This window comes from Streptomyces sp. SUK 48 (assembly GCF_009650765.1).
Taxonomy (GTDB): domain Bacteria; phylum Actinomycetota; class Actinomycetes; order Streptomycetales; family Streptomycetaceae; genus Streptomyces.
Window position 1 is genome coordinate 2,997,987 of the sequence record NZ_CP045740.1, and the last position, 20,673, is coordinate 3,018,659.

Here is a 20,673-nt window from a genome sequence, read left to right on the forward strand (position 1 = left end):
CCGCCCGGCGGACGGATGCCGCCGTCTCAGTCGCGCAGGGCCCGCACCGCCGCCTCCAGGCGCTTGCCGAAGTCGGCGTCCGCGGCCGCGAAGTTGGCGATCGCGCGCTCCGCGATGTCCTCGCGCGAGACCTGGGAGATCGACCCGGCGAGGTTGGCGATCAGCCGCTCCTTCTCCTGCTCCGACATCAGCCGGTACAGGTCACCGGCCTGCACGAAGTCGTCGTCCTCGGCGTGCCGCGGGGTCGGGTGGTCGCCGGTGCCCCCGCCGAAGCCGTCGAACGGCTGCCACAGCGCCCGGCCGGTCTGCGCGGGCCCGCCGAAGCTGTTGGGCTCGTAGTTCTTGGCGCCGCCGTGCCGGCCGTCGTAGAGGGAGCCGTCACGGGAGTGCGTGCGGGCCTCGGTGGCGTGCGGGCGGTTGACCGGCAGGTGGTCGGCGTTGACGCCGACGCGGTAGCGGTGCGCGTCGCCGTACGCGAAGAGCCGGCCCTGGAGCATCTTGTCCGGCGAGGGGCCGATGCCCGGCACGAAGTGCGAGGGGCTGAAGACCGACTGCTCGACCTCGGCGAAGACGTTCCGCGGATTGCGGTTCAGCTCCAGCCTGCCGATCTCGATGACCGGGTAGTCCGCGTGCGGCCACACCTTGGTCAGGTCGAACGGGTTGAAACGGTACGACGCCGCGTCCGCCGCCGGCATGATCTGCACGCCCACGGTCCAGCTCGGGAACCGGCCCCGCTCGATCGACTCGCGCAGGTCGCGCTGGTGGGAGTCGGGGTCCGTACCCGCGAGCACCGCCGCCTCGCCGGCGGTGAGGTTCTTGATGCCCTGGTCGGTCTTGAAGTGGTACTTGACCCAGAAGACCTCGCCCGCCTCGTTGTTCCACTGGAAGGTGTGCGAGCCGAAGCCGTCCATGTGCCGGTACGACGCGGGGATGCCGCGGTCGCCGAACAGCCAGGTCACCTGGTGGGTCGCCTCCGGCGACAGCCCCCAGAAGTCCCACACGTTGTCGGCCTCCTGGCTGCCCGTGTAGGGGTCGCGCTTCTGGGTGTGGATGAAGTCGGGGAACTTGATCGCGTCCCGGATGAAGAAGACCGGGGTGTTGTTGCCGACGAGGTCGTAGTTGCCCTCCTCGGTGTAGAACTTCACCGCGAAACCGCGCGGGTCGCGGACCGCGTCCGCCGCGCCCAGGTTGCCGGCCACCGTCGAGAAGCGCAGGAAGACCTCGGTCTCCTTGCCGGCCTCGGAGAGGAAGGCGGCCCTGGTGTACGGCGTGACGTCCGCGGTCACCGAGAAGGTGCCGTAGGCGCCGGCGCCGCGGGCGTGCACGACCCGCTCCGGGATGCGCTCACGGTTGAAGTGGGCCAGCTTCTCCAGCAGCAGCTGGTCCTGGACCAGCACCGGGCCGCCGACGCCCGCCGTCTCGCTGTTCTGGTTGTCGCCGACCGGAGCACCGGCCTCCGTGGTGAGCGGTCCCTGCGTCACGTGCGCCTCCTGCGGTCTACGCCGGCCAAGCCTGTCCCTTGGCCAAAGCCGTTCCCGATCCTACATTGGACTAAGTCCAAGTCAAATAAGATTCCAATCTCACACCTATTCCCGTCCTGGTCCTCCTTGCTGTTAGGCTGATAGCCATGAGCGACCTTCTGGAACGACTGCGCGGACGCGGATGGCGGATGACCGCGCAGCGACGCGTGGTGGCCGAGGTCCTCGACGGCGAGCACGTCCATATGACGGCCGACGAGGTCCACGCACGGGCTGTCGCGAAGCTGCCGGAGATCTCCCGGGCGACCGTCTACAACACGCTGGGCGAGCTGGTCACCCTCGGCGAGGTGCTGGAAGTCTCGACGGACAGGCGCGCCAAGCGGTACGACCCGAACGCGCACCAGCCGCACCACCACCTGGTCTGCGCCCGCTGCGGCGCGATCCGCGACGTCCACCCCACGGGCAACCCGCTGGCGGACCTCCCCGCCACCGAGCGCTTCGGCTTCACGGTGTCGGACGTCGAGGTGACGTACCGGGGACTGTGCCCGGAGTGCGCGGGCGCGTGACGCCGTAGCGATCACGACGTGACGGAGGGGGCCACCGGCCCCCTCCTTTTTCGTACCCTGCCCCGAGCACGTCGCATACGACTGCCGCATACGACCGAGGGCCGGAACCCATTTCTGGATTCCGGCCCTCGGCCTTCAGTAGCGGGGACAGGATTTGAACCTGCGACCTCTGGGTTATGAGCCCAGCGAGCTACCGAGCTGCTCCACCCCGCGTCGGTGAACACGACATTACGCGGGGGAGCCGGCGAAGGCAAATCCATTCCACCCCGAGTGACCAGCGCCACTTCCGCCGGGGCCGCCTCCGCCGGGGTCCTCACGCCGACAGCTCCTCGCGCAGCGCGTCCCGCAGCCGGCCCGCCCGCTCGGTGACCTCCGCGGGGCCCAGCTCCGCCGCGCGCGTCGCCCAGCGCTGCCCCTCGTCCAGATCGCCGCGGCGGGCGCAGACCAGGGCGAGGCGCAGGGCGGCGCGGCCGTGCCCGTCGTTCGCCGCGCGCGTCCACCACACCACGGCCTCCGGCTCGCTGCCCTCACGGGCCAGCAGCAGCCCGAGGTTGAACGCGCCGTTGCGCGACCCCGCCTCGGCCGCCGCCCGGTACCAGCGCGCCGCCTCGACCACGTCGCCGCGCGCGGAGGCGAGCATGCCGACCCGCACCTGCGCCCGGCGGTGGCCCTGCTGCGCCGCCCGCTCGTACCACTCCTCGCACTCGGCCTTCTCGTGCGCGCTCTCCCCCAGTTCGTGCGCGGGCCGGGGCGGGCGGCGGGCGTCCAGCAGGGCGGCCAGCCGGTACGCCGCCTCCGCGCTGCCGCCGCCCGCGGCGCAGCGCAGATGCCGCTCGGCCGCCTGCTCGTCACGCTCGCGCAGCCGGGCCATGCCGACCTGGAGCGCGGCCTCGGTGTGCCCGGCCGAGGCCGCCCGCTCGTACCAGCGCAGCGCCATCGTCACCTCGCCGCGCCCGGCGTACAGGATGCCGAGGTTGAAGGCCGCGTCCACGCTGCCCGCCTCGGCCGCCTTGGAGAACCACGGCTCCGCGCCGGAGGTGTCGCCGACCTGGAGCAGCAGGATGGCCAGCGCGTTCGCGGCCTCCCGGTGCCCGGCGTAGGCGGCGCGCCGGTACCACTGCTCGGCCTGCGCGGTGCGCCCCTGCTCGGCGCAGAGCAGCCCGAGGTTGTACGCGCCGTTGTCGTCCCCCGCGTCCAGTGCCGCCCGGTACCAGCGCTCGGCGGTCTGGGTCTCGCCCCGCTCGGCGTGCAGCGCGCCGAGCGCGTTGGCCGCGTTGCCGTCGCCCTCCTGGGCGGCGCGCAGCCACCAGACGGCCGCGCTCTCGGTGTCCCCGGCGTCCCGCAGCAGGAAGCCGAGGGCGCAGGCGGCACGGGGTTCGCCGTCCTTGGCGGAGGTCAGGTACCAGCGCCCGGCCTCCTTCAGCTCGCCGCGCTGCTCCAGGATCGCCCCGAGGTGCAGGGCGGCCCGCCGGTGCCCGCGCGCGGCGGCCTGCCGGTACCACTGCTCGGCCTCCGCGACAGCGTTGTCACCCCCGCTCTCGCCCCGGTCCTCGGCCTCCCGGTCGAGCGCGCGCGCTATCCGGTACGCCGCCTCCCGGTGCCCGCGCTCGGCCGCGAGCCGCATCCAGTGCCCGGCCGCCGCGTCCCCGCGGTGCTCCAGCAGATCGGCGAGCGCGTAGGCGCCGAGGACATGGCCCTGCTCGGCGGACTGGCGCAGCCAGTACTCGGCGGCGGGTTCGTCCCCGCGTTCGCGGTGGTAGCGGCCGAGCGCGTGCGCGGCGGCGGCGGAACCGGCGACGGCGGCGATGCGCCACCAGCCGGCGGCCTCCTCGCCGTATCCCCGCTGGTGCAGCAGGACACCGAGGTTGTTGGCGGCGGCCCGGTCACCGGCCGCGGTGGCGGCCCGCAGATGGGTCTCGGCGCCGTCGAGGTCGCCGCGGCGCAGCAGCATGGCGCCGAGGACGCTGGCGGCCTCCGCGTCACCGCTGCGCGCGGCGAGCGCGAGGCGAACCTCGTCGGCGGCTTCGGCCATGTCGCCCACCTCGTCGCGGACCGGCCCCTCACCGAAAGTCTGTACAAATCGCCCTGACTCGAACAGAGTTGCCTTGTCCCCCATAACGTCCATCGTCGCACCACCCGCAACCTGGGTACACCCGGTATACCCCACCCCGTGAGGTCACTTCAGCGTTTTGTCGACATGCCCACAGGACGACAAGTCAAACACACGGCACCCGACTCCACACGGCGGCGCGGCGGCGGGTCTCTCCCCAACTTGTGTTCACACACGGCGAGTTCACACACGCCATCGGGTTCACACATCACGAAGGCCCGGATCCTTAGAGGATCCGGGCCTTCGTTTTCAGTAGCGGGGACAGGATTTGAACCTGCGACCTCTGGGTTATGAGCCCAGCGAGCTACCGAGCTGCTCCACCCCGCGCCGTTGTGAGCCAACCGTATCACGGCGCGGGACGGTGCTGATCAGCCTTTTCGCCGCGGCTGCTGCGACTGGTCCTGCTTCTGCTGCCGCTGCGCGTCCCGGGCCCGCTCCAGCGCCGCCTTGAGGTCCTTCTGCGCCTTCGCGTACGCGTCCCAGTCGGGTCCGCCGGACTGCTTCAGCGCCCGCTGCCCGGCGTCGAACGCCTTCTGGGCGTCGGCCAGGTCCTGCTGGACGCCCGGATCGCTCGCCGCGGGCGGCGCCTTGGAGCCGCCGTCCGGTGGTCCGGCCGCGGCGGAGCTGGTGCCGAAGAGCTTGTCCAGCGCCTCGCCGAGGGTGTTCTCGAAGGCCGGCGGCCGGTCCCCATAGGTGACCAGCACCTTGCGCTGCAACGGGTACTTCAGTCCCCCGCCGCGTACGTAGACCGGCTCCACGTAGAGCAGTCCGCCGTCCAGCGGCACGGTCAGCAGATTGCCGTACTCCACCGCCGAGTCCCCGCCCTTGAGGTACTTGATCGCGGCGGCGACGTCCTGTTCGGAGTTGAACTGGCTCTGGACCTGCTTGGGCCCGTCGACCGTCGTACTGGTCGGCAGTTTCAGGATTCTGATCTTGCCGTAGTCGCTGCTGTCCGCCTCGGAGTCGACCGACATGAAGGCGCTGAGATTGTCCCGGCCGGTCGGCGTGAACGTCGTCGACAGCGAGAACGCTTGCTTGCTCTGGCCGGGCATCTTCATGCTCAGGTAGTACGGCGGTACCGCGTCGCCCGACTTGTTGGTCGGGTCGTCGGGCACCTGCCACACCTCGCTGCCGGTGAGGAAGGTCTGCGGGTCCGTCACGTGGTAGCGGGTGAGCAGCTCGCGCTGGACCTTGAACAGGTCCTGGGGATACCGGAGATGGGACAGCAGCGCCGGGGAGATCGCGCTCTTCGGCAGCACCGTGCCGGGAAACGCCTTCATCCAGGTCTTCAGCACCGGGTCCTGGGTGTCCCACTGGTACAGCTTGACCTCGCCGGTGTACGCGTCGACGGTCGCCTTCACCGAGTTGCGGATGTAGTTGACCTGGTTCTGCGGGGCCACCACGCTGCGGTTGTCGCTGCCGGCGGTCAGCGAGTCGGCCGTGGTGTCGCCGAGGGTCGTACGGGAGGAGTACGGGTAGCCGTTCGACGTCGTGTAGCCGTCGACGATCCACTGGATGCGGCCCTTGACGACGGCCGGGTAGGCGTCGCCGTCGATGGTCAGCCAGGGGGCGACCGCCTCGACGCGCTCCTTGGGCGTGCGGTTGTACAGGATGCGCGAGCCCTTGCCGATCGCGCCCGAGTACAGGATCTGCGGCTCGTTGAACGCCATCGCGTACGCGGCCCGGTTGAGCGGGTTGTCGAGGTTCACCCCGCTCTTGCCCGCATAGCTGGTGGTCACCTCGCCGTTGTTGTCGGTGGGGTGGTCGATCTCCTTCTGGGGGCCGCCGACGATGGAGTAGGTGGTGGTCTTCTCGCCGTAGTAGACCCGCTGCTCGTAGGTGCCCAGATCGCCCTTGGAGGGCAGGTCGTACTCGGTGAAGACGGGCTGGCCGTCGTCGGCCTCGGTGCCCTTGGCGGCGACCACGCCGTAGCCGTGCGTGTAACGGAAGTGGTCGTTGATCCAGTTGTGCTTCGGGACGCCGTTCAGGTTCAGCTCGCGCAGACCTATGACGGTGTCCTGGAGCTTGCCGTCCTTGGTGGGATAGCGGTCGACGTCCAGGTTGGCGGGAAAGCTGTAGTAGTCCTTCATCTCCTGCGCCTGCTCGAACGTGGGCGAGACGATGTTCGGATCCATGATCCGGATGCTCGCCGCGTCGTTCGCGTCCGCGCGCAGCTTCGTGTCGTCCGTGGCGGTGGACTTGCCGTCGTACGAGGAGACCTTGGCGTCGTCGATGCCGTACGCCTCGCGGGTCGCCGTGAGGTTCTTCTGTACGTACGGGGCTTCCTTGGCCTGCTCGTTGGGCTCGACCTGGAACTTCTGCACGATCGCCGGGTAGAGCCCGCCGATCAGGATCGCCGACAGGACCATCAGGCCGAAGCCGATGACGGGCAGCTGCCAGGTGCGCCGCCACAGGGTGGCGAAGAACAGCAGGGCACAGATGACGGCGATGCAGAACAGGATCGTCTTGGCCGGCAGATAGGCGTTGGCGTCGACATAGCGCAGGCCGGTCCAGTCACCGGTCGACTTGAAGTCGCTGGACTTCACCGCCAGGCCGTACCGGTCCAGCCAGTAGGCGACCGCCTTGAGGGCGACGAACAGGCCGAGCAGCACCGAGAGGTGGCTGGTCGCGGCGGCGGTGGCACGCGCGCCGGGGCTGGTCAGGCGCAAGCCGCCGTACAGGTAGTGCGTGAAGGCGGCGGCGATCAGGCACAGGATGACGGCGGCGAAGCCGAAGGCCAGCAGGAACCGGAACCAGGGCAGCTCGAAGGCGTAGAAGGAGATGTCGAGGTGGAACTTGGGGTCCTTCTGGTGGAAGGGGACTCCGTTCACCCACATCAGCCAGGTGCGCCACTGGCCGGCCGCCGAGGCGCCCGCGATCAGCCCGACCAGGGCGCAGACGCCGACCAGCAGCCAGGTCTTGTACGGCGCGAGGCCCATCCGGTAGCGGTCCAGGCTCTGCTGCTCCATGGACATGGCGCTCAGCGGGGGCCGCAGCCGGTGGGCCAGCCAGATGTTGAGGCCGACCATGACCGCCGCCAGCAGACCGAAGACGAAGAACAGCCCGATCTTGGTCCACAGTGTGGTGGTGAACACGGACGAGTAGTGCACCGACCGGTACCACAGCCAGTTCGTCCAGAAGCCGGCGAACATGCTGAATGTCATACCGAGGACGGCGAGCACGCCCAGCGTCAGGAGCAGGACCCTGACCCGCCGGGATGGTCGGCCCGCCCCCGTCCGTGGCCCCGCTGGGCCCTGGCCGCGGTCCGGCATCTGGAAAGCCAAGGTGCGCCCCTCGAAATTCGCTCTCGATCCATCGGGCCCCCGTGCTCCGCGGGCCCCGGTGGCCCCCCGTGATCGCGGGCCGACACATATGCAACTTACTCATCCCCTGCTCGGTTCCCGATTCCGGTGGGGAACGAGGCAGGATTGTGACCATGTCCAACACTCCCATGGCAGCGAACCCGCTCACCCGGGCCGTACTCGAGATCGACGAGTACGCCTCCGGCCTCGGCTGGGACCAGCCCGCTCGCCTCTTCGCCCTCGTAGACACCGCTCGGCTGCGCAGCCAGGAACCCGCGCTCGCGGCCCAGCTGGGCCTCGAGGGCGAGTCCGAGACCGTCGGTCTCACCCCGATCGAGCAGGACGAGATCGCGTCCGGCAAGCCGCTCGACGAGTTCCTCGCCACCATCGCCTGGCCCGACGCGGTGGCCGGCTGCGCGCTCACGGTGGAGCGGCTGATGCTGCCGCCGTCCGCCGAGGCGCAGGTCCCGAAGAACCTCAGCGAGGCCAAGCTGGCCAAGTGGGTGGCCGGCCACCCCGAGCGCCAGGAGGTCCGGATGACGGTGGCGGTGCTGCGCGACGGCACCCGCGACTCGGCGCTGCGGCTGCGCGAGAAGGACACCCCGACCGAGGTCCTGACCGGCCCGGACCTGGTCCCGGGCCTCGCGGACGCCTTGTCGGCGACGTTCGCCGACTGACCCTCCCGTACGACAGCGGGGGCGCCGCCGGCCTTGACCGCCGGGGGCGCCCCCGCTCCTTGTCATCGCTTGTCACCACTGGTCACCGCTGGTCACCGCGCCGGGGGCGCCCCTCGTCGGAGCGGGCGCCCCCGGTCATGTCATGTCACAGCGCGCGGGGTCTCAGCCCTTGGCGGTGCACTGCGGCAGGGCCGCGGTGTTCCCGTCGCGGATGTCCTTGAGCGCGCCCAGGGCGTCCTTGATCGTCTTCACCTTGACCAGGGTGAGCCCGCCGGGCTTGTCCGCGGCGGCCTCGGCGCAGTTGTCGGCGGGCGTCAGGAAGTACTGGGCGCCCTTGTCGCGCGCGCCGACGGTCTTCATGTCGACGCCGCCGATCGGCCCGACCGTGCCGTTGTCGTCGATGGTTCCGGTGCCGGCCACGAACTTGCCGCCGGTCAGGTCGCCCGGGGTGAGCTTGTCGTAGATGCCGAGCGCGAACATCAGACCGGCGCTGGGGCCGCCGACGTCGGCGAGCTTGATGTCGATGCTGAACGGAAACGTGTGATCGGTCCCGGCCGAGATCCCGACGATGGCCCGCTGGGGCCCGCTGTCGTCGGAGGCGGCCGTGGTGATCGCGACGCTCTGGGTCCCGGTGGCCGTCTTGTGGGCCTTCTCGGCGGCGGCCTGCTCCTTGGCGGGGACGACGGTGAAGACCACCTTCTGGCCCGCCTTGTGCTTGGTGACGAACTTGGCGACGTCCGAGGGCTGCCCGACCGTGTGGCCGTCGACGGCCTTGATCACGTCACCGGCGTGCAGCCGGCCCTCGGCCGGGGAGTCCTTGACCACGGTGGAGACGATCACCCAGGACTTCACCGGGACGTTCAGCTGCTTCAGGGCGGCGACCTTGGCGCTCTCCTGGGACTGGCTGAACTCCTCGGCGTTCTGCTGCGAGGACTGCTCCTCCGTCGTGCCCTTCGGGTAGAGCGTGTCGTGCGGCACGACCTTGCTGTCGCGCGACAGCCAGCCGTAGACGGCCTCCACCAGGTTCATCCGGAAGTCCACGCTGGTCACGCGCACGGTGGTCATGTTCAGGTGACCGTCCGCCGGGTACGTCTTGCGCCCGGAGATCTGGAGCACCGGCTCGCCCTGGTGGTTCCCGAGCGTGTTCACGGTCGGGCCGGGGGACATCTCCGCGTACGGCACGGGGATGAGCACTCCGGCGCACAGGAGCGCGATCAGCATCAGGGTGGAGGCGAGCATCGTCGCGGTGCGGCGTGGCATGCCCCGACAGTACGTGACACACCTGTCGGCGCACTGTCAGGTACCCCCGTCAGGCGCCGTCCGCGCCCGTGCGGGACCGCTCCATCGCCTCGCGGAACCGGGCGTATCCGTCCAGCTCGGGCCCGTCGCTGCGCGCCCTGCGCGTCCGGTTGGCCCAACTGCCCCACAGCCCGCCGCCGACCGCACCCATAAGCGGAATCAGCAGCCAGACAAGCGCGCCCATGCCGACCTCCCTACGCCGTGAGCGTCCGCAACGGACTGATCAGCAGATTAACCATCCGCACTGACAACGCTCACGTGCGGGGGGCGGTTACGCAACCGGAGGCGGTGATGGGCCGGGAGTGACCGGTTCGGCGCAGCGCTTCGCCCTGTTTCGGTAGCTCCCGCCCGTTTTCGGCGGGCCTCCCGCTCGCTCCGGCGGGCCGCTCGCTTGCTTCGGCGGGCCGCCCGCTCACTTCGGCGGGCCGCCCGTCGGTTCTCAGCAGGCCCCGACCCATTCCTCGGTGCCGTCCGAGAACGTCTGGTGCTTCCAGATCGGCACCTCGTGCTTGATGTCGTCGATCAGCTTCCGGCACGCCTCGAACGCCTCCGCGCGGTGCGGGCACGCCACGGCGACGACCACCGCGATGTCCCCCACGCGCAGCTCGCCGACCCGGTGCACGGCGGCCAGGGCCCGCACCGGGTGGTTCGCGGCGACCTTCTCGGCGATCCGCCGCATCTCGGCCTCGGCACTGGGGTGGCAGGAGTAGCCGAGCGCGTCCACGTCGGCGCCCCCGTCGTGGTTGCGCACCGTCCCCACGAACAGCGCGATGCCGCCGGCCGCGTCGTCCCCGACCGCCCGGAACACCTCGTCCACCGAGAGCGCGCTCTCCCTGACGCCGATCAGCTTGACGGGGTCCTGCGCGGCCCGCTCCCCGGGGTGCTCGCTCATCTCAGCCATGCCCCCATCGTGCCGCACGTCCGCAACGCCGAGGAATACGAGGTTCACCCGGCTTGGGCGCGGACGTGTTGGATGCTCGTACGGACCCCCTCCTACCGCCGGCGGGCCTTGCGGGCCCGGCGGACCACCGCCGCCGCGCCCAGCAGGGCCACCGTCGCTCCGGCCGCGCCCGCCGCCGTGGCGTCCTTGCGGCCGAGTCTCCGGCCGGCCACCGTATGCCGCCCCGCGGCCTCCTCCAGCAGTTCCGCGAGGACCTCCTCGTTGGTCCACCCCGGCCGCCATCCCGCGTCGTGCAGCCGGCTCCCGCTGACCACCCAGGGGTACATCGTGTAGGCCAGGTCGCCCGCCGGGGAGGGGGTGAGCCCGATGCGGTGCAGCCGTGCCGCCGCGCCCAGCGCGACCGCCGAGGGCAGCTCCATGCGCCGGATCCCGCTGAGCTCCTCGACCTCCTCCTGCTCCAGCCATCCGTCACAGCCGACGACCAGCTCGCCCTCGACCTTCTCCAGGACGGCGTACTCCAGGGCCGCGCACAGGTCGTCGACATGGCAGAACTGCCACGCGGGCCGCGACCCGGCGACCACAAGGAGGCGCGGCGACTCGAAGTACCTGGTCAGCGCGGTGTCCGTGCCACCGACGAGCACAGCAGGGCGTACGACGGTGACGTTCAGGCCGGGGTGGGCGCGGGGCGCGCGGCGGGCGAGCCGCTCGATCTCCAGCAGGTCGCCGACCCCGGTCGCCTCGGCCGTCGCCCGCAGCTCGGCGTCCTCCGACAGCGGCAGCTCGTTGTCGGGCAGCGCGCCGTAGACCATCGCAGAGGTGCACAGCACCACCCGGTGCACGCCGGCCGCCGCCGCGGCGGTCAGCACGGTCTGGGTCCCCCGGACGTTGTAAGCGGTCCGCGCGGCCGCGTCGCTGCCGAGATCCAGGTCGAGCGCGAGGTGGACGACCACGTCGGCGCCGCGCAATTTGTCCGCGATGGCCGGATCGCGGACATCGAGGATGTGCCACTGTGCCTCTTCGCACTCCCCGCGCCGTTCGTCGATCGCGACGACCCGCCGGATCTCCTCCGAGGCGGCCAGCCGCGCCGTGAGCAGGGCTCCGACGCCGGTCGCGGCACCGGTGACCGCCACGACGGGCCCGCGCACGGCGGGTTTGCGCCCGGCGGACGCGTCTGAGTGGTTTCGCGCTGCGCGAACCTGCGGATCTGGGGAACTCACCCGGCATCTCCAGCGGTTGTCTTCTGTACGGGCGTGAGAGACGCGCACGTACGAGGTGCATCCATCCTGCCGCAGGGCTTCCGCGGGCGGAGCATCGAGGCCCGATCGGGTCCGGGTGTCTACGCTGGGTGGTGTTGTCGGGCAGCCGCGCCGCCGGAGAAGACCGGTGGCCTTACCAGCCGAGGAATCCCGTGAGTGACACCCCATTCGGTTTTGGCCTTCCGCCGGAGGAGCCGGAGGACGGCGACGAGGGCAAGAAGAAGGACCAGCAGAGCGGTGGTGGTCAGGGACCGGCCAACCCCTTCGGCTTCGGCGGTATGCCCGGAGCCGGCGGCTTTGGCGGCCCCGGAGCCGACAATCCGCTCGCTGCCATGTTCGGTTCGCTGAACCCCACCGACCTCGGTGCCGCGTTCCAGCAGCTGGGCCAGATGCTCTCCTACGAGGGCGGCCCGGTGAACTGGGACATGGCCAAGCAGATCGCGCGCCAGACGGTCGCCCAGGGCACCGCGGACGGCTCCAAGGACGCCAGCGTCGGCCCGTCCGAGCGCAAGGCCGTGGAGGAGGCCGTACGCCTGGCCGATCTGTGGCTGGACGACGCCACCTCGCTGCCGTCGGGCGCCTCCTCGGCGGTGGCCTGGTCGCGCGCGGAGTGGGTCGAGGCGACCCTGCCCGCCTGGCGGGAACTGGTCGACCCGGTCGCCGAGCGGGTCGGCGCGGCCATGGGCGATGTGCTGCCGGAGGAGATGCAGGCCATGGCCGGCCCGCTGATCGGCATGATGCGCTCGATGGGCGGCGCCATGTTCGGCACGCAGATCGGGCAGGCCGTCGGGGTGCTCGCGGGCGAGGTCGTCGGCTCCACGGACATCGGCCTGCCGATCGGCCCGGCCCGCAAGGCCGCGCTGCTTCCGGCCAATGTGGAGGCGTTCGGCAAGGACCTGGGCGTGCCGCTGGAGGAGGTGCGGCTCTACCTGGCGCTGCGCGAGGCGGCCCACCAGCGCCTGTTCGCGCATGTGCCGTGGCTGCGCTCGCACCTGTTCGGCGCGGTCGACGGCTATGCCCGCGGCATCAAGGTCGACACCGCCAAGCTGGAGGACGTGGTCGGCCAGTTCGACCCGCAGAACCCCGAGCAGCTTCAGGACGCGCTTCAGCAGGGCATGTTCCAGCCCGAGGACACGCCCGAGCAGAAGGCCGCCCTGGCGCGTCTGGAGACCGCTCTGGCGCTCGTGGAGGGCTGGGTGGACGCGGTGGTCCACGCGGCCGCCAAGCCCCGTCTGTCGTCCGCCGACGCCCTGCGCGAGACCCTGCGCCGCCGTCGTGCCACCGGCGGCCCGGCCGAGCAGACGTTCGCCACGCTGATCGGCCTGGAGCTGCGCCCCCGGCGGCTGCGCGACGCCTCCCGCCTGTGGGCCTCGCTCACCGACGCGCGCGGTGTCGACGGCCGGGACGACCTGTGGCACCACCCGGACATGCTGCCGACCGCGACCGACCTGGACGACCCGGACGGCTTCGTGCACCGCGAGCAGATGGACTTCTCCGAGCTGGACAAGATGCTCGGCGAGGCCGCCGGCAAGCCGAACCTGAAGAAGGAGACCGGGAAGGACGCCGAGAAGGACCCTGCGAAGGATTCCGAGAGGGATTCCGAGAAGAACGACAAGGCCGAGGGCGACGACACCGAGTGAGCCTGTACGACGACGCGGTCCTCGTCCTGAAGGGGTACGAGGGCCAGGACGAGCTGCGCCAGTCCTACCTGGACCACCTGGCCGCCCACCCGGACGGCATGTGGAAGCCCTGTCACGCGGGCCATGTCACGGCGAGCGCCCTGGTGATCGACCCCGAGCGCGGCCGGGTGCTGCTCACGCTCCACCGCAAGCTGCGGATGTGGCTCCAGATGGGCGGCCACTGCGAGCCGGGCGACGCCACCGTTTCGGCGGCCGCGCTGCGCGAGGCGACGGAGGAGTCGGGCATGGCCGGGCTCACGCTGCTGCCCGGCGGCCCGGTGCGCCTGGACCGGCATCCGATCCCCGCGCCGTGCCACTGGCACTACGACGTCCAGTACGCGGCGCTGGCCCCCGCCGGTGCCGTGGCGGCGATCAGCGACGAGTCCCTGGACCTGCGCTGGTTCCGCTACGACGAGGTCGCGGGCGTGGCGGACGAGTCGGTCGTACGGCTGGTGGACGCGACCCGCGCGAGACTGTGAGGCGGTCGCCGGGCCGTGAAGCGGTACGGGGCGACGTACAGCAGTAAGGGGCGACCGCTAGGCGGTCGCCCCTTACTTCTGCCCTACGGATGTGCGTTTCCCGGGCGGTCAGCTCCAGACGTTGCCCTGGTTCCCGCCGCGCGCCCCGTGCTGGCCCATGCCGAACTGGGCGGCGATGCCCTGGCCGATCACCGCGTTCTGCGGCGGCAGCAGCTCGCTGGGCTGGACCAGCGCGAACCCGGAGCCCATGAAGCTCAGCTCCCAGCCCTCACCGGTGTTGCCGCGCCGGCGCCACACCCCGGAGGAGTGCGTCTGGGCCTGCATCTGCACGCGCAGCCCGGTCGACCAGGCCACGATCGCGTCGGCGTCGCAGTTCACGTACCGGTCCGGGGTGACCCGCAGCAGCAGCGGCGACCCGGAGGTCATCAGGGCGACCCGGCCGCGCCCGGTGATGTTGAGCTGGTACTTCCCGGAGCCGGAGATGCCGTAGAGGCTGTCGACGGCGATGACCTCGTGGTGCAGCGAGGAGTCCATGGCGAGCACGTAGGAGCTGTCGACGGTCAGCCCGTCCTGCTCCACGTCCATGATGTGCACGTGCTGGGAGAGGTTGGCCAGATAGACCGTGCCCTGCCCGTGGCAGCGCATCAGGTCCAGGCCCTCGCCGGTGTGGGCACGCGCGCGCCGCTGGTTGCCGCTGTGGTACTCGGCGTCGAACTCGACCAGGCCCTGGTAGGCGACCATGCTGCCCTTGCGGGCGAGGATGTCGTCGTGGCCCTCCATGACGACGCGCAGCAGCTGCGCGTTCTGGAGGCTCCAGCGTTCCTGCGTCTGGTTGTCGTTGTACGCGAAAATCGGGCTCTGCATGGCGTGTTGACTCCCCCTCAGCCCCGGACCCGCAGGCGGTCGGTGCTGTCCTCACTGGGCTGGACGACGACGATGCCCTGTCCGGAGAAGGCCATCTGGTATGCCTCGCCGCTGCCCCGGCCGATCAGCGACTGCGCCTTGAAGCTGCGCTTGCCCTTGACCTTCAGGTTCGGCGACCAGGCGACGAGCGCGTCCGGGTCGACGTACGTCTCGTCCTCGCCGCCGCCGCAGTCCACGACGATCGGCGTGCCCCGGGAGGTCAGCGCGACCCAGCCCTGCCCGGAGATCCGGGTGTTCCACAGGCCCTGCCCGGCGAACTTCGCGAGCCCCTTCACCCGTTCCACGCCCCAGCTCAGGTGCGCGTCGAAGGCGAGGAGGTTGGTGGCGTTGACGGAGATGCCGTCGCCGTCGAGGTTGATCACGACGACGTTCGCACCGTAGTCGGCCAGGTAGAGCAGTCCGTCCCCGGAGCACTTCATCAGCGGGGCGCCCTCGCCGGTGATCCAGTCCCGGGCGATCTGGCGGACGGCCGGCGGGTTGGGCTCGTACTGCACGAAGCCCTCGTAGGCGACCATCGAGCCCACGCGCGCGAAGAGGTCGTTGCCGGTCTGCATGGCGACCTTGAGCATGTGGTGCCCGTGGTTCTCCATGCGGGCGGTGACGGGTGCGGGAGCGAAGCCCGCGAGCGGCTGGTTCATGACGGGCTCCCTCAGACCTCGTACGGCTGGACGACGATGAAGTTGCCGGGCGCGCCCCGGAACTGGAGGTTGACGCTCTCGCCGGTGTCGCCGGGGTAGGCGTTGCGGCGCATCCGGACCTGGCTGGAGACGATCACCTGGGCCGCCGCCGACCAGGCCACCACCGCGTTGCAGTCGGCGAAGGTGGTCGGGGTGACCGGCAGTACCACGGGCGTGCCGTGCGTCTTGACGACGATGGTGCCGGTGCCCTGGAACTGCATCGTGAACAGCGCGCCGCCGGGGATGCCGTGGCCCTCGATGCGGCGGACCTCGTACTGGAGGGTCTCGTCGAAGGCGAGCACGTTCTCGGCGGAGACGCAGATCGCGTCGCCCTGGAGCTCGATCGGGTGCAGATAGGTGGCGTTCTCGGCGAGGAACACCTGGCCCTGGCCGGTGCAGCGCATCAGCTGCATCTCCTGGCCGGTGGCGTTGCCGACGATACGGCCGGCGATACCGGCGCCCTTGTAGCTGAAATCGACCTTGCCCTGGTAGAGCACCATGCTGCCCTGCTTGGCCAGCACCGGCTGCCCGCCGATGCCGAGGTCGACGCGCATGAGCTTCTTGTTCTGCTGCGTCCAGCGCTGCCCGGTGGGCGTCTCCTTGAACTTCTGGAGGGCCGCGCCCACACCGGCACCGCCCTGCGGGGCGCCCTGGGGCACGCCGTAGGAGGCGGTCTGCTGACCGGGGACCTGGCCGTAGCCCGGGGGCATGGGCGCGCCGGGCTGGGCACCGTGGCCGGGGGGCAGCGGGGCGGTGGGCTGACCTCCGTAGGAGGGCTGCGGGGGCCGGCCGCCGTACGACGGCTGCTGCGGCGGCCGGCCGTAGGGCGCGGGTGCCGGGGCGGGCGGCGGGACGGTGCCCGCCGGCCCGGGGGCGGGGCCAGCGGGGCGATGACCGTCGGCGCGCCGTGCACGTCCGGTGCGGCCGGGGCCGGGGGCGGGGTCTGGCCGGGGGGCGTGAAGCCCTGCGGCGGCGTGTCGGCGGGGGCCGGGAAGCCCTGCGGGGGCGTGGACCCCGGCGGTGTGAAGCCCTGTGCGGGCGTATCGCCGGCCGGTGGGGCGGCGAAGGCGGGCGGGGCGGCGGTCTCGCCGGGCGGGGCGAACGCGGGCGGGGCGAAGCCGGGGGCGCCGGACTGCGGCTGCTGCTCCGGGGCGGCGGGCGCCTCCTCCTCCAGCACCTCGCCGCCGAAGTTCTTCAGCAGCGCCTCCAGGCCGCCGTCGAAGCCCTGTCCGACCGCGGCGAACCGCCAGGCGTCCTTGAAGTAGATGTCGCCGAGCATGACGGCCCGCTCGGTGGAGAACTCCGCGCCGGTGAAGGAGTACCGGGCGACCTCCTCGCCGCCCGCGACGATGCGCAGGTAGCCGGGACCGACCTGCGACATCTGCCCGGCGCCGTCGATGGTCGCCGTGAAGGACAGCTTGCGGATGCCGTCCGGAATCCGGTCGAGCGTGACCCGGAACGACTCCGTGTCGCCCGCCTGGGCACCGAGCAGCTGGAGGGACTCCTCCGGCGACTTCGGCTGGTTGAAGAAGACGAAGTACCGGTCGTCCGAGAGCCGTTCCTCGGCGTCCAGGCCGAAGCAGCTGATGTCGAAGGTCAGTCCGGGGCCGGCGATCTGCACGCCTACGTACAGATCGGTGCCCGCCGTGAGGTCACTGATCCGGGCCTTGTGGCCGCGTTGGAATTCCCTGGCCATGCGATACGACCGTCCCCCATCCCGAGATATGAGTGCGTCGCGCCAGGCTAACGGCTGTGGCCGACAACCACCCCGGCCGGTCCCGGTCGGTACAGACCCGGTACAGAACCGATTCCGGCCACACACACGGGGGACGCGCGGGGTCGGGTCACTCGCCCCGTGTGCCGGGCGCGTGCGGCAGCCGGGCGGCGGCGACCACGCCCTCCAGGTAGCCGCGGGCCCGCTCGGTGCGCGGATACGCCTCCAGCAGCCGCCAGAAGTCGGGGCCGTGCCCGGGCACCAGAAGGTGCGCCAGCTCATGGCAGAGCACGTAGTCGATGACGTACTCGGGCATGCCCTGGAGCCGGTGGGAGAGGCGGATGCTGCCCTCGGCCGGGGTGCACGAGCCCCAGCGGGTGTTCTGGTTGGTGACCCAGCGCACGGAGGCCGGGCGGGCGCCGCCGTCGAAGAACTGCGCCGACAACCGCTCGGCGCGCTCGGTCAGTTCCGCGTCACCGAGCACCCGCCGGCTCTCCTGGGCGGCGAGCTTGTCGAGCATGACGGTCACCCAGCGTTGCTCCTCCGCCTTCGACATCCGGGCGGGGATCAGGACGACGGTGCGGTCGCCCTCGCGATACGCGGAGACCGTCCGGCGGCGTCGGGCACTCCTGCGGACCTCGATCGCGCTCGTCGCGCTGCGCTCTGTCTTTCCGGCGCGGTGCTGAAGTGGGTCGGCGGACACGCCCCGACGTTACCCGCTGGGCAGGGGCAAAGTCCCGGCTCCCGGACGGTTCGACGCGCCTGCCGGTTCATATGAAGATCACCCACCACCTGTGGATAACTTTCCACGCCCCGCGGGCCGAGGGGGCATGCTGGCAGGCGTCGGCGGAACACGACCGGAATATGACCGGTCCGCCGATGTCCTGAGAGATGCGCAGATGCACGGATATGGGGGCCTGTCATGCATCCGGTACTGAAGCCCGCGCTGCGGCGCGGCTGGCGTGATCTCGGCACGGCGCAGTTCGGGATGACTCCCGCGCACGCGCTGACGCTGGGTCCGGTGGACACCGCCACCAGCCGTTTCCTCGACCTGCTCAACGGCACCCGGGGGCTGCCGCTGCTGCGCGCGGAGGGCCGCCGGCTGAAGCTGCCGGACGGCCGGGTGGACACGCTGGTGGACCGGCTGGCCCGCGCGGGCCTCGTGGACGACGCGCGCGGCGGCGGACCGGCCGCGGCCGCGCTGCGCGCAAGGACGGAGGTGCTGCGGCGGCTGCGCCCCGACCTCGCCTCGCTCTCCCTGACCGTCCCCGAGCCGGGCGGCGCGCCGGCCCGGCTCGCCGCCCGCCGCGCGCTGCGGGTCCGGGTGCTCGGTGCCGGACGGGTGGGGGCCGTGGTGGCGGCGGTGCTGTCGGGCGCGGGTGTCGGGGAGGTGGAGGTGCGGGACGAGGGGCGGGTGCGGCCCTGGGACGTGGCGCCGGGCGGGCTGCCGCCCGAGTCGGTCGGTGAGCGCCGGGCCACGGCAGCGGCGGCGGCCGTCCGCCGCGCCGCCCCGGACCGCCCGCCCCGCCGCGCCCACTCCCCCGGGTCCGGCGCCGGGGAACCCGGGCTCTCCCTGGTGATCCTCGCGCCCCGGGACGAGGTGGCCGTGCACGCCCCGGATCCGCCCGCCGCGCAGCCGCTGCTGGCCTCGGGCACCCCGCATCTGTACGCGGGTGTGGTGGAGAACACAGGAGTCGTGGGCCCGCTGGTGCTGCCGGGCGAGACCGCCTGCGCCGGGTGTCTGCACGAGTCCCGCACGGACCGTGATCCGGCCTGGCCCCGGCTGCTCGCCCAGTGGCGCTCCGGCGCCGGCTCCCGCTCGGTCGGCGCCTGCGACCTCGCCCTTTCCACGACGGTCGCCGGACTGGCCGCGGCCCACGCCCTCGCCTTCCTGGACGGCGCGTCGCCGTCCGGCGCGGGCGCCCGCTGGGAGGTGTCCCTACCCGGTCTGAACTGGCATTCCCGCCCGGTCGTGCCGCACCCGGCCTGCCGCTGCGGCGCGGCCGGAAGGCCGGCTGGAAAAGCCGAGGGGGAGCACTCCTCAACCCCGGGCCGGTCACGCGCGACAATGGCGGTGCAACGGCCGTCGACGGAGCGGGCACGCGAAGCGGGCGCGGCACGGCCGACAGGGACTTGGAGGGCGCATGTCTGATCTTCCCCGGAAGGCGGTCACCCGGACCGCCAAGCTCGCCGCGCTCCCGCTCGGCTTCGCCGGCCGGGCGACCTGGGGGCTGGGCAAGCGGATCGTGGGCGAGTCCGCGGAGATCGTCGGCCGGGAGCTGCAGCAGCGCACGGCGGAGCAGCTCTTCAAGGTGCTCGGCGAGCTGAAGGGCGGGGCGATGAAGTTCGGGCAGGCCCTGTCCGTCTTCGAGTCCGCGCTGCCCGAGGAGGTCGCGGGGCCCTACCGGGCGGCGCTGACCAAGCTCCAGGAGGCGGCGCCGCCGATGCCGACCCGTACGGTGCACGCGGTACTGACGGAGCGGCTCGGGCCGAACTGGCGGGAGCTGTTCGAGGAGTTCGAGGACAAGCCCGCGGCGGCCGCCTCGATCGGCCAGGTGCACCGGGCGGTGTGGCACGACGGCCGCGAGGTGGCGGTCAAGGTGCAGTACCCGGGCGCCGGTGAGGCCCTGCTGTCCGATCTGATCCAACTGGGCCGGTTCGCCCGGCTGCTGGGGCCGCTCATCCCGGGCGTGGACATAAAGCCACTGATCGCGGAGCTACGGGACCGGGTCTCCGAGGAACTGGACTACGGGCTGGAGGCCGCCGCCCAGACGGCACACGCGCAGGAGTTCGCGGACGATCCGGACGTGGTGGTCCCGGCGGTGGTGCACCAGTGCGAGCAGGTGCTGGTGACGGAGTGGATCGACGGCATCCCGCTGTCGGAGATCATCGCCGGCGGCACGCCGGAGCAGCGGGACCGGGCCGGTCAGCTGCTCGCCCGCTTCCTGTTCTCGGGCCCGGCCCGCACCGGGCTGCTGCACGCCGACCCGCACCCGGGCAACTTCCGGCTGCTGCCGGGCGGCCCGGACGGCGAGGACGACTGGCGGCTCGGGGTCCTGGACTTCGGCACCGTGGACCGGCTTCCCGGCGGGCTGCCGGAGCCGATCGGGGTCTCCCTGCGGATGACGCTGGACGGCGACGCGGAGACGGTCTACGAGCTGCTCCGCGAGGAGGGGTTCGTCAAGGAATCCATAGAGCTGGATCCCGACGCGGTCCTCGACTATCTGCTGCCGATCATCGAGCCGGCCCGGGTCGACGCGTTCACCTTCACCCGCTCCTGGATGCGCAGCCAGGCGGCGCGCATCGCCGACCCCCGTTCCCCCGCCTACCAGCTCGGCAAGCAGCTCAACCTCCCCCCTGCCTACCTCCTCATCCACCGGGTCACGCTCAGCACCATCGGCGTCCTGTGCCAGCTGGGCGCCACGGTCCGCCTCCGCGAGGAACTGGAGTCCTGGCTCCCGGGCTTCTTCCCCACGGACGAGCCGGAGGACGAGGAAGGCGCGGAGGAGCTCCTGGAGGAGGAACTCACCGGGGGGTCGGCCGCGGAGGCGTGACGCCGGGCACCCCGGAAAAGCCCAGGCCCCGGGGCCGTGCCGCGTGCTCCAATGGGG

Annotated in this window: 16 protein-coding genes, 2 tRNA genes and 1 pseudogene; 6 read left to right on the forward strand and 13 right to left on the reverse strand. The window is 71.7% G+C overall.

The window, feature by feature from the left end; all coding sequences use genetic code 11:
- Positions 1-26: 26 nt before the first annotated feature.
- Entirely contained in the window at positions 27-1,481 is a 1,455-nt protein-coding gene (locus GHR20_RS12645) for a catalase (RefSeq protein ID WP_153813223.1), read from the reverse strand.
- A 146-nt stretch (positions 1,482-1,627) separates the two neighbouring features.
- Here GHR20_RS12645 and GHR20_RS12650 point away from each other — a divergent pair, with 146 nt between their 5' ends.
- Positions 1,628-2,044, forward strand: coding sequence for a Fur family transcriptional regulator (locus GHR20_RS12650; RefSeq protein ID WP_111584773.1), 417 nt, complete (start codon positions 1,628-1,630; stop codon positions 2,042-2,044).
- 139 nt (positions 2,045-2,183) lie between these two features.
- Here the strand turns inward: GHR20_RS12650 and GHR20_RS12655 are convergent.
- The 4 genes from GHR20_RS12655 to GHR20_RS12670 all read right to left on the reverse strand — a co-directional run bounded on the left by GHR20_RS12655 (position 2,184) and on the right by GHR20_RS12670 (position 7,426).
- Positions 2,184-2,257, reverse strand: a tRNA-Met gene (locus GHR20_RS12655).
- A 100-nt stretch (positions 2,258-2,357) separates the two neighbouring features.
- On the reverse strand, positions 2,358-4,169 hold the full coding sequence (locus GHR20_RS12660; protein WP_187279421.1) for a tetratricopeptide repeat protein: 1,812 nt from the start codon (positions 4,167-4,169) through the stop codon (positions 2,358-2,360).
- A 238-nt stretch (positions 4,170-4,407) separates the two neighbouring features.
- Positions 4,408-4,481, reverse strand: a tRNA-Met gene (locus GHR20_RS12665).
- A gap of 41 nt (positions 4,482-4,522) precedes the next feature.
- Positions 4,523-7,426, reverse strand: a complete 2,904-nt coding sequence (locus GHR20_RS12670) for a UPF0182 family protein (RefSeq protein WP_194859117.1) — start codon at positions 7,424-7,426, stop codon at positions 4,523-4,525.
- Positions 7,427-7,590: 164 nt separating this feature from the next.
- Here GHR20_RS12670 and GHR20_RS12675 point away from each other — a divergent pair, with 164 nt between their 5' ends.
- Positions 7,591-8,133: a PPA1309 family protein gene (locus tag GHR20_RS12675; protein WP_111584775.1), complete on the forward strand. Its 543-nt coding sequence runs from the start codon at positions 7,591-7,593 to the stop codon at positions 8,131-8,133.
- Between the two features lie 162 nt (positions 8,134-8,295).
- On the opposite strand, the gene GHR20_RS12680 is transcribed toward GHR20_RS12675, so the two are convergent.
- From GHR20_RS12680 to GHR20_RS12690, 4 genes are all read right to left on the reverse strand, one after another.
- Positions 8,296-9,393, reverse strand: coding sequence for a PDZ domain-containing protein (locus GHR20_RS12680; protein WP_194858876.1), 1,098 nt, complete (start codon positions 9,391-9,393; stop codon positions 8,296-8,298).
- 49 nt (positions 9,394-9,442) lie between these two features.
- Complete coding sequence (locus GHR20_RS36780) at positions 9,443-9,616, reverse strand: hypothetical protein (protein ID WP_167532281.1); 174 nt, start codon at positions 9,614-9,616, stop codon at positions 9,443-9,445.
- A 255-nt stretch (positions 9,617-9,871) separates the two neighbouring features.
- On the reverse strand, positions 9,872-10,333 hold the full coding sequence (locus GHR20_RS12685; protein WP_111584777.1) for a molybdenum cofactor biosynthesis protein MoaE: 462 nt from the start codon (positions 10,331-10,333) through the stop codon (positions 9,872-9,874).
- Positions 10,334-10,425: 92 nt separating this feature from the next.
- Positions 10,426-11,550, reverse strand: a complete 1,125-nt coding sequence (locus GHR20_RS12690) for an SDR family oxidoreductase (protein ID WP_148027803.1) — start codon at positions 11,548-11,550, stop codon at positions 10,426-10,428.
- 191 nt (positions 11,551-11,741) lie between these two features.
- On the opposite strand from GHR20_RS12690, the gene GHR20_RS12695 reads away from it, so the two are divergent.
- Together GHR20_RS12695 and GHR20_RS12700 are read left to right on the forward strand one after the other, a co-directional pair.
- Positions 11,742-13,229: a zinc-dependent metalloprotease gene (locus GHR20_RS12695; RefSeq protein WP_153813224.1), complete on the forward strand. Its 1,488-nt coding sequence runs from the start codon at positions 11,742-11,744 to the stop codon at positions 13,227-13,229.
- On the forward strand, positions 13,226-13,747 hold the full coding sequence (locus GHR20_RS12700; protein ID WP_153813225.1) for an NUDIX hydrolase: 522 nt from the start codon (positions 13,226-13,228) through the stop codon (positions 13,745-13,747). Before GHR20_RS12695 ends, GHR20_RS12700 begins: the two co-directional genes overlap by 4 nt.
- Before the next feature lie 108 nt (positions 13,748-13,855).
- Here the strand turns inward: GHR20_RS12700 and GHR20_RS12705 are convergent, their stop codons facing one another.
- The 4 genes and pseudogenes from GHR20_RS12705 to GHR20_RS12720 form a co-directional block, all read right to left on the reverse strand.
- Positions 13,856-14,611, reverse strand: a complete 756-nt coding sequence (locus GHR20_RS12705; RefSeq protein ID WP_111584781.1) for an AIM24 family protein — start codon at positions 14,609-14,611, stop codon at positions 13,856-13,858.
- A gap of 17 nt (positions 14,612-14,628) precedes the next feature.
- On the reverse strand, positions 14,629-15,309 hold the full coding sequence (locus GHR20_RS12710) for an AIM24 family protein (protein WP_111584782.1): 681 nt from the start codon (positions 15,307-15,309) through the stop codon (positions 14,629-14,631).
- 11 nt (positions 15,310-15,320) lie between these two features.
- Positions 15,321-17,044 (reverse strand): annotated as a pseudogene (locus tag GHR20_RS12715) (TerD family protein).
- Between the two features lie 148 nt (positions 17,045-17,192).
- Complete coding sequence (locus GHR20_RS12720; protein WP_111584784.1) at positions 17,193-17,765, reverse strand: M48 family metallopeptidase; 573 nt, start codon at positions 17,763-17,765, stop codon at positions 17,193-17,195.
- Positions 17,766-17,984: 219 nt separating this feature from the next.
- On the opposite strand from GHR20_RS12720, the gene GHR20_RS12725 reads away from it, so the two are divergent.
- A complete protein-coding gene (locus GHR20_RS12725; RefSeq protein ID WP_153813226.1) occupies positions 17,985-19,214 on the forward strand; it encodes a TOMM precursor leader peptide-binding protein in 1,230 nt (409 codons plus the stop codon).
- The gene (locus tag GHR20_RS12730; protein ID WP_111584786.1) at positions 19,207-20,616 is read left to right on the forward strand and encodes an AarF/ABC1/UbiB kinase family protein; all 1,410 of its coding nucleotides are present in this window, start codon (positions 19,207-19,209) and stop codon (positions 20,614-20,616) included. The genes GHR20_RS12725 and GHR20_RS12730 overlap by 8 nt, the downstream gene beginning before the upstream one ends.
- The last annotated feature ends 57 nt before the right edge of the window (positions 20,617-20,673 follow it).

Excerpts from the sequence above, each read along its gene's own strand:
- GHR20_RS12650 (WP_111584773.1), top strand. The coding sequence starts at position 1,628 with ATGAGCGACCTTCTGGAACGACTGCGCGGACGCGGATGGCGGATGACC.
- GHR20_RS12660 (WP_187279421.1), bottom strand. The coding sequence starts at position 4,169 with ATGGACGTTATGGGGGACAAGGCAACTCTGTTCGAGTCAGGGCGATTT.
- GHR20_RS12670 (WP_194859117.1), bottom strand. The coding sequence starts at position 7,426 with ATGCCGGACCGCGGCCAGGGCCCAGCGGGGCCACGGACGGGGGCGGGC.
- GHR20_RS12675 (WP_111584775.1), top strand. The coding sequence starts at position 7,591 with ATGTCCAACACTCCCATGGCAGCGAACCCGCTCACCCGGGCCGTACTC.
- GHR20_RS12680 (WP_194858876.1), bottom strand. The coding sequence starts at position 9,393 with ATGCCACGCCGCACCGCGACGATGCTCGCCTCCACCCTGATGCTGATC.
- GHR20_RS36780 (WP_167532281.1), bottom strand. The coding sequence starts at position 9,616 with ATGGGCGCGCTTGTCTGGCTGCTGATTCCGCTTATGGGTGCGGTCGGC.
- GHR20_RS12685 (WP_111584777.1), bottom strand. The coding sequence starts at position 10,333 with ATGGCTGAGATGAGCGAGCACCCCGGGGAGCGGGCCGCGCAGGACCCC.
- GHR20_RS12705 (WP_111584781.1), bottom strand. The coding sequence starts at position 14,611 with ATGCAGAGCCCGATTTTCGCGTACAACGACAACCAGACGCAGGAACGC.
- GHR20_RS12710 (WP_111584782.1), bottom strand. The coding sequence starts at position 15,309 with ATGAACCAGCCGCTCGCGGGCTTCGCTCCCGCACCCGTCACCGCCCGC.
- GHR20_RS12725 (WP_153813226.1), top strand. The coding sequence starts at position 17,985 with ATGCATCCGGTACTGAAGCCCGCGCTGCGGCGCGGCTGGCGTGATCTC.
- GHR20_RS12730 (WP_111584786.1), top strand. The coding sequence starts at position 19,207 with ATGTCTGATCTTCCCCGGAAGGCGGTCACCCGGACCGCCAAGCTCGCC.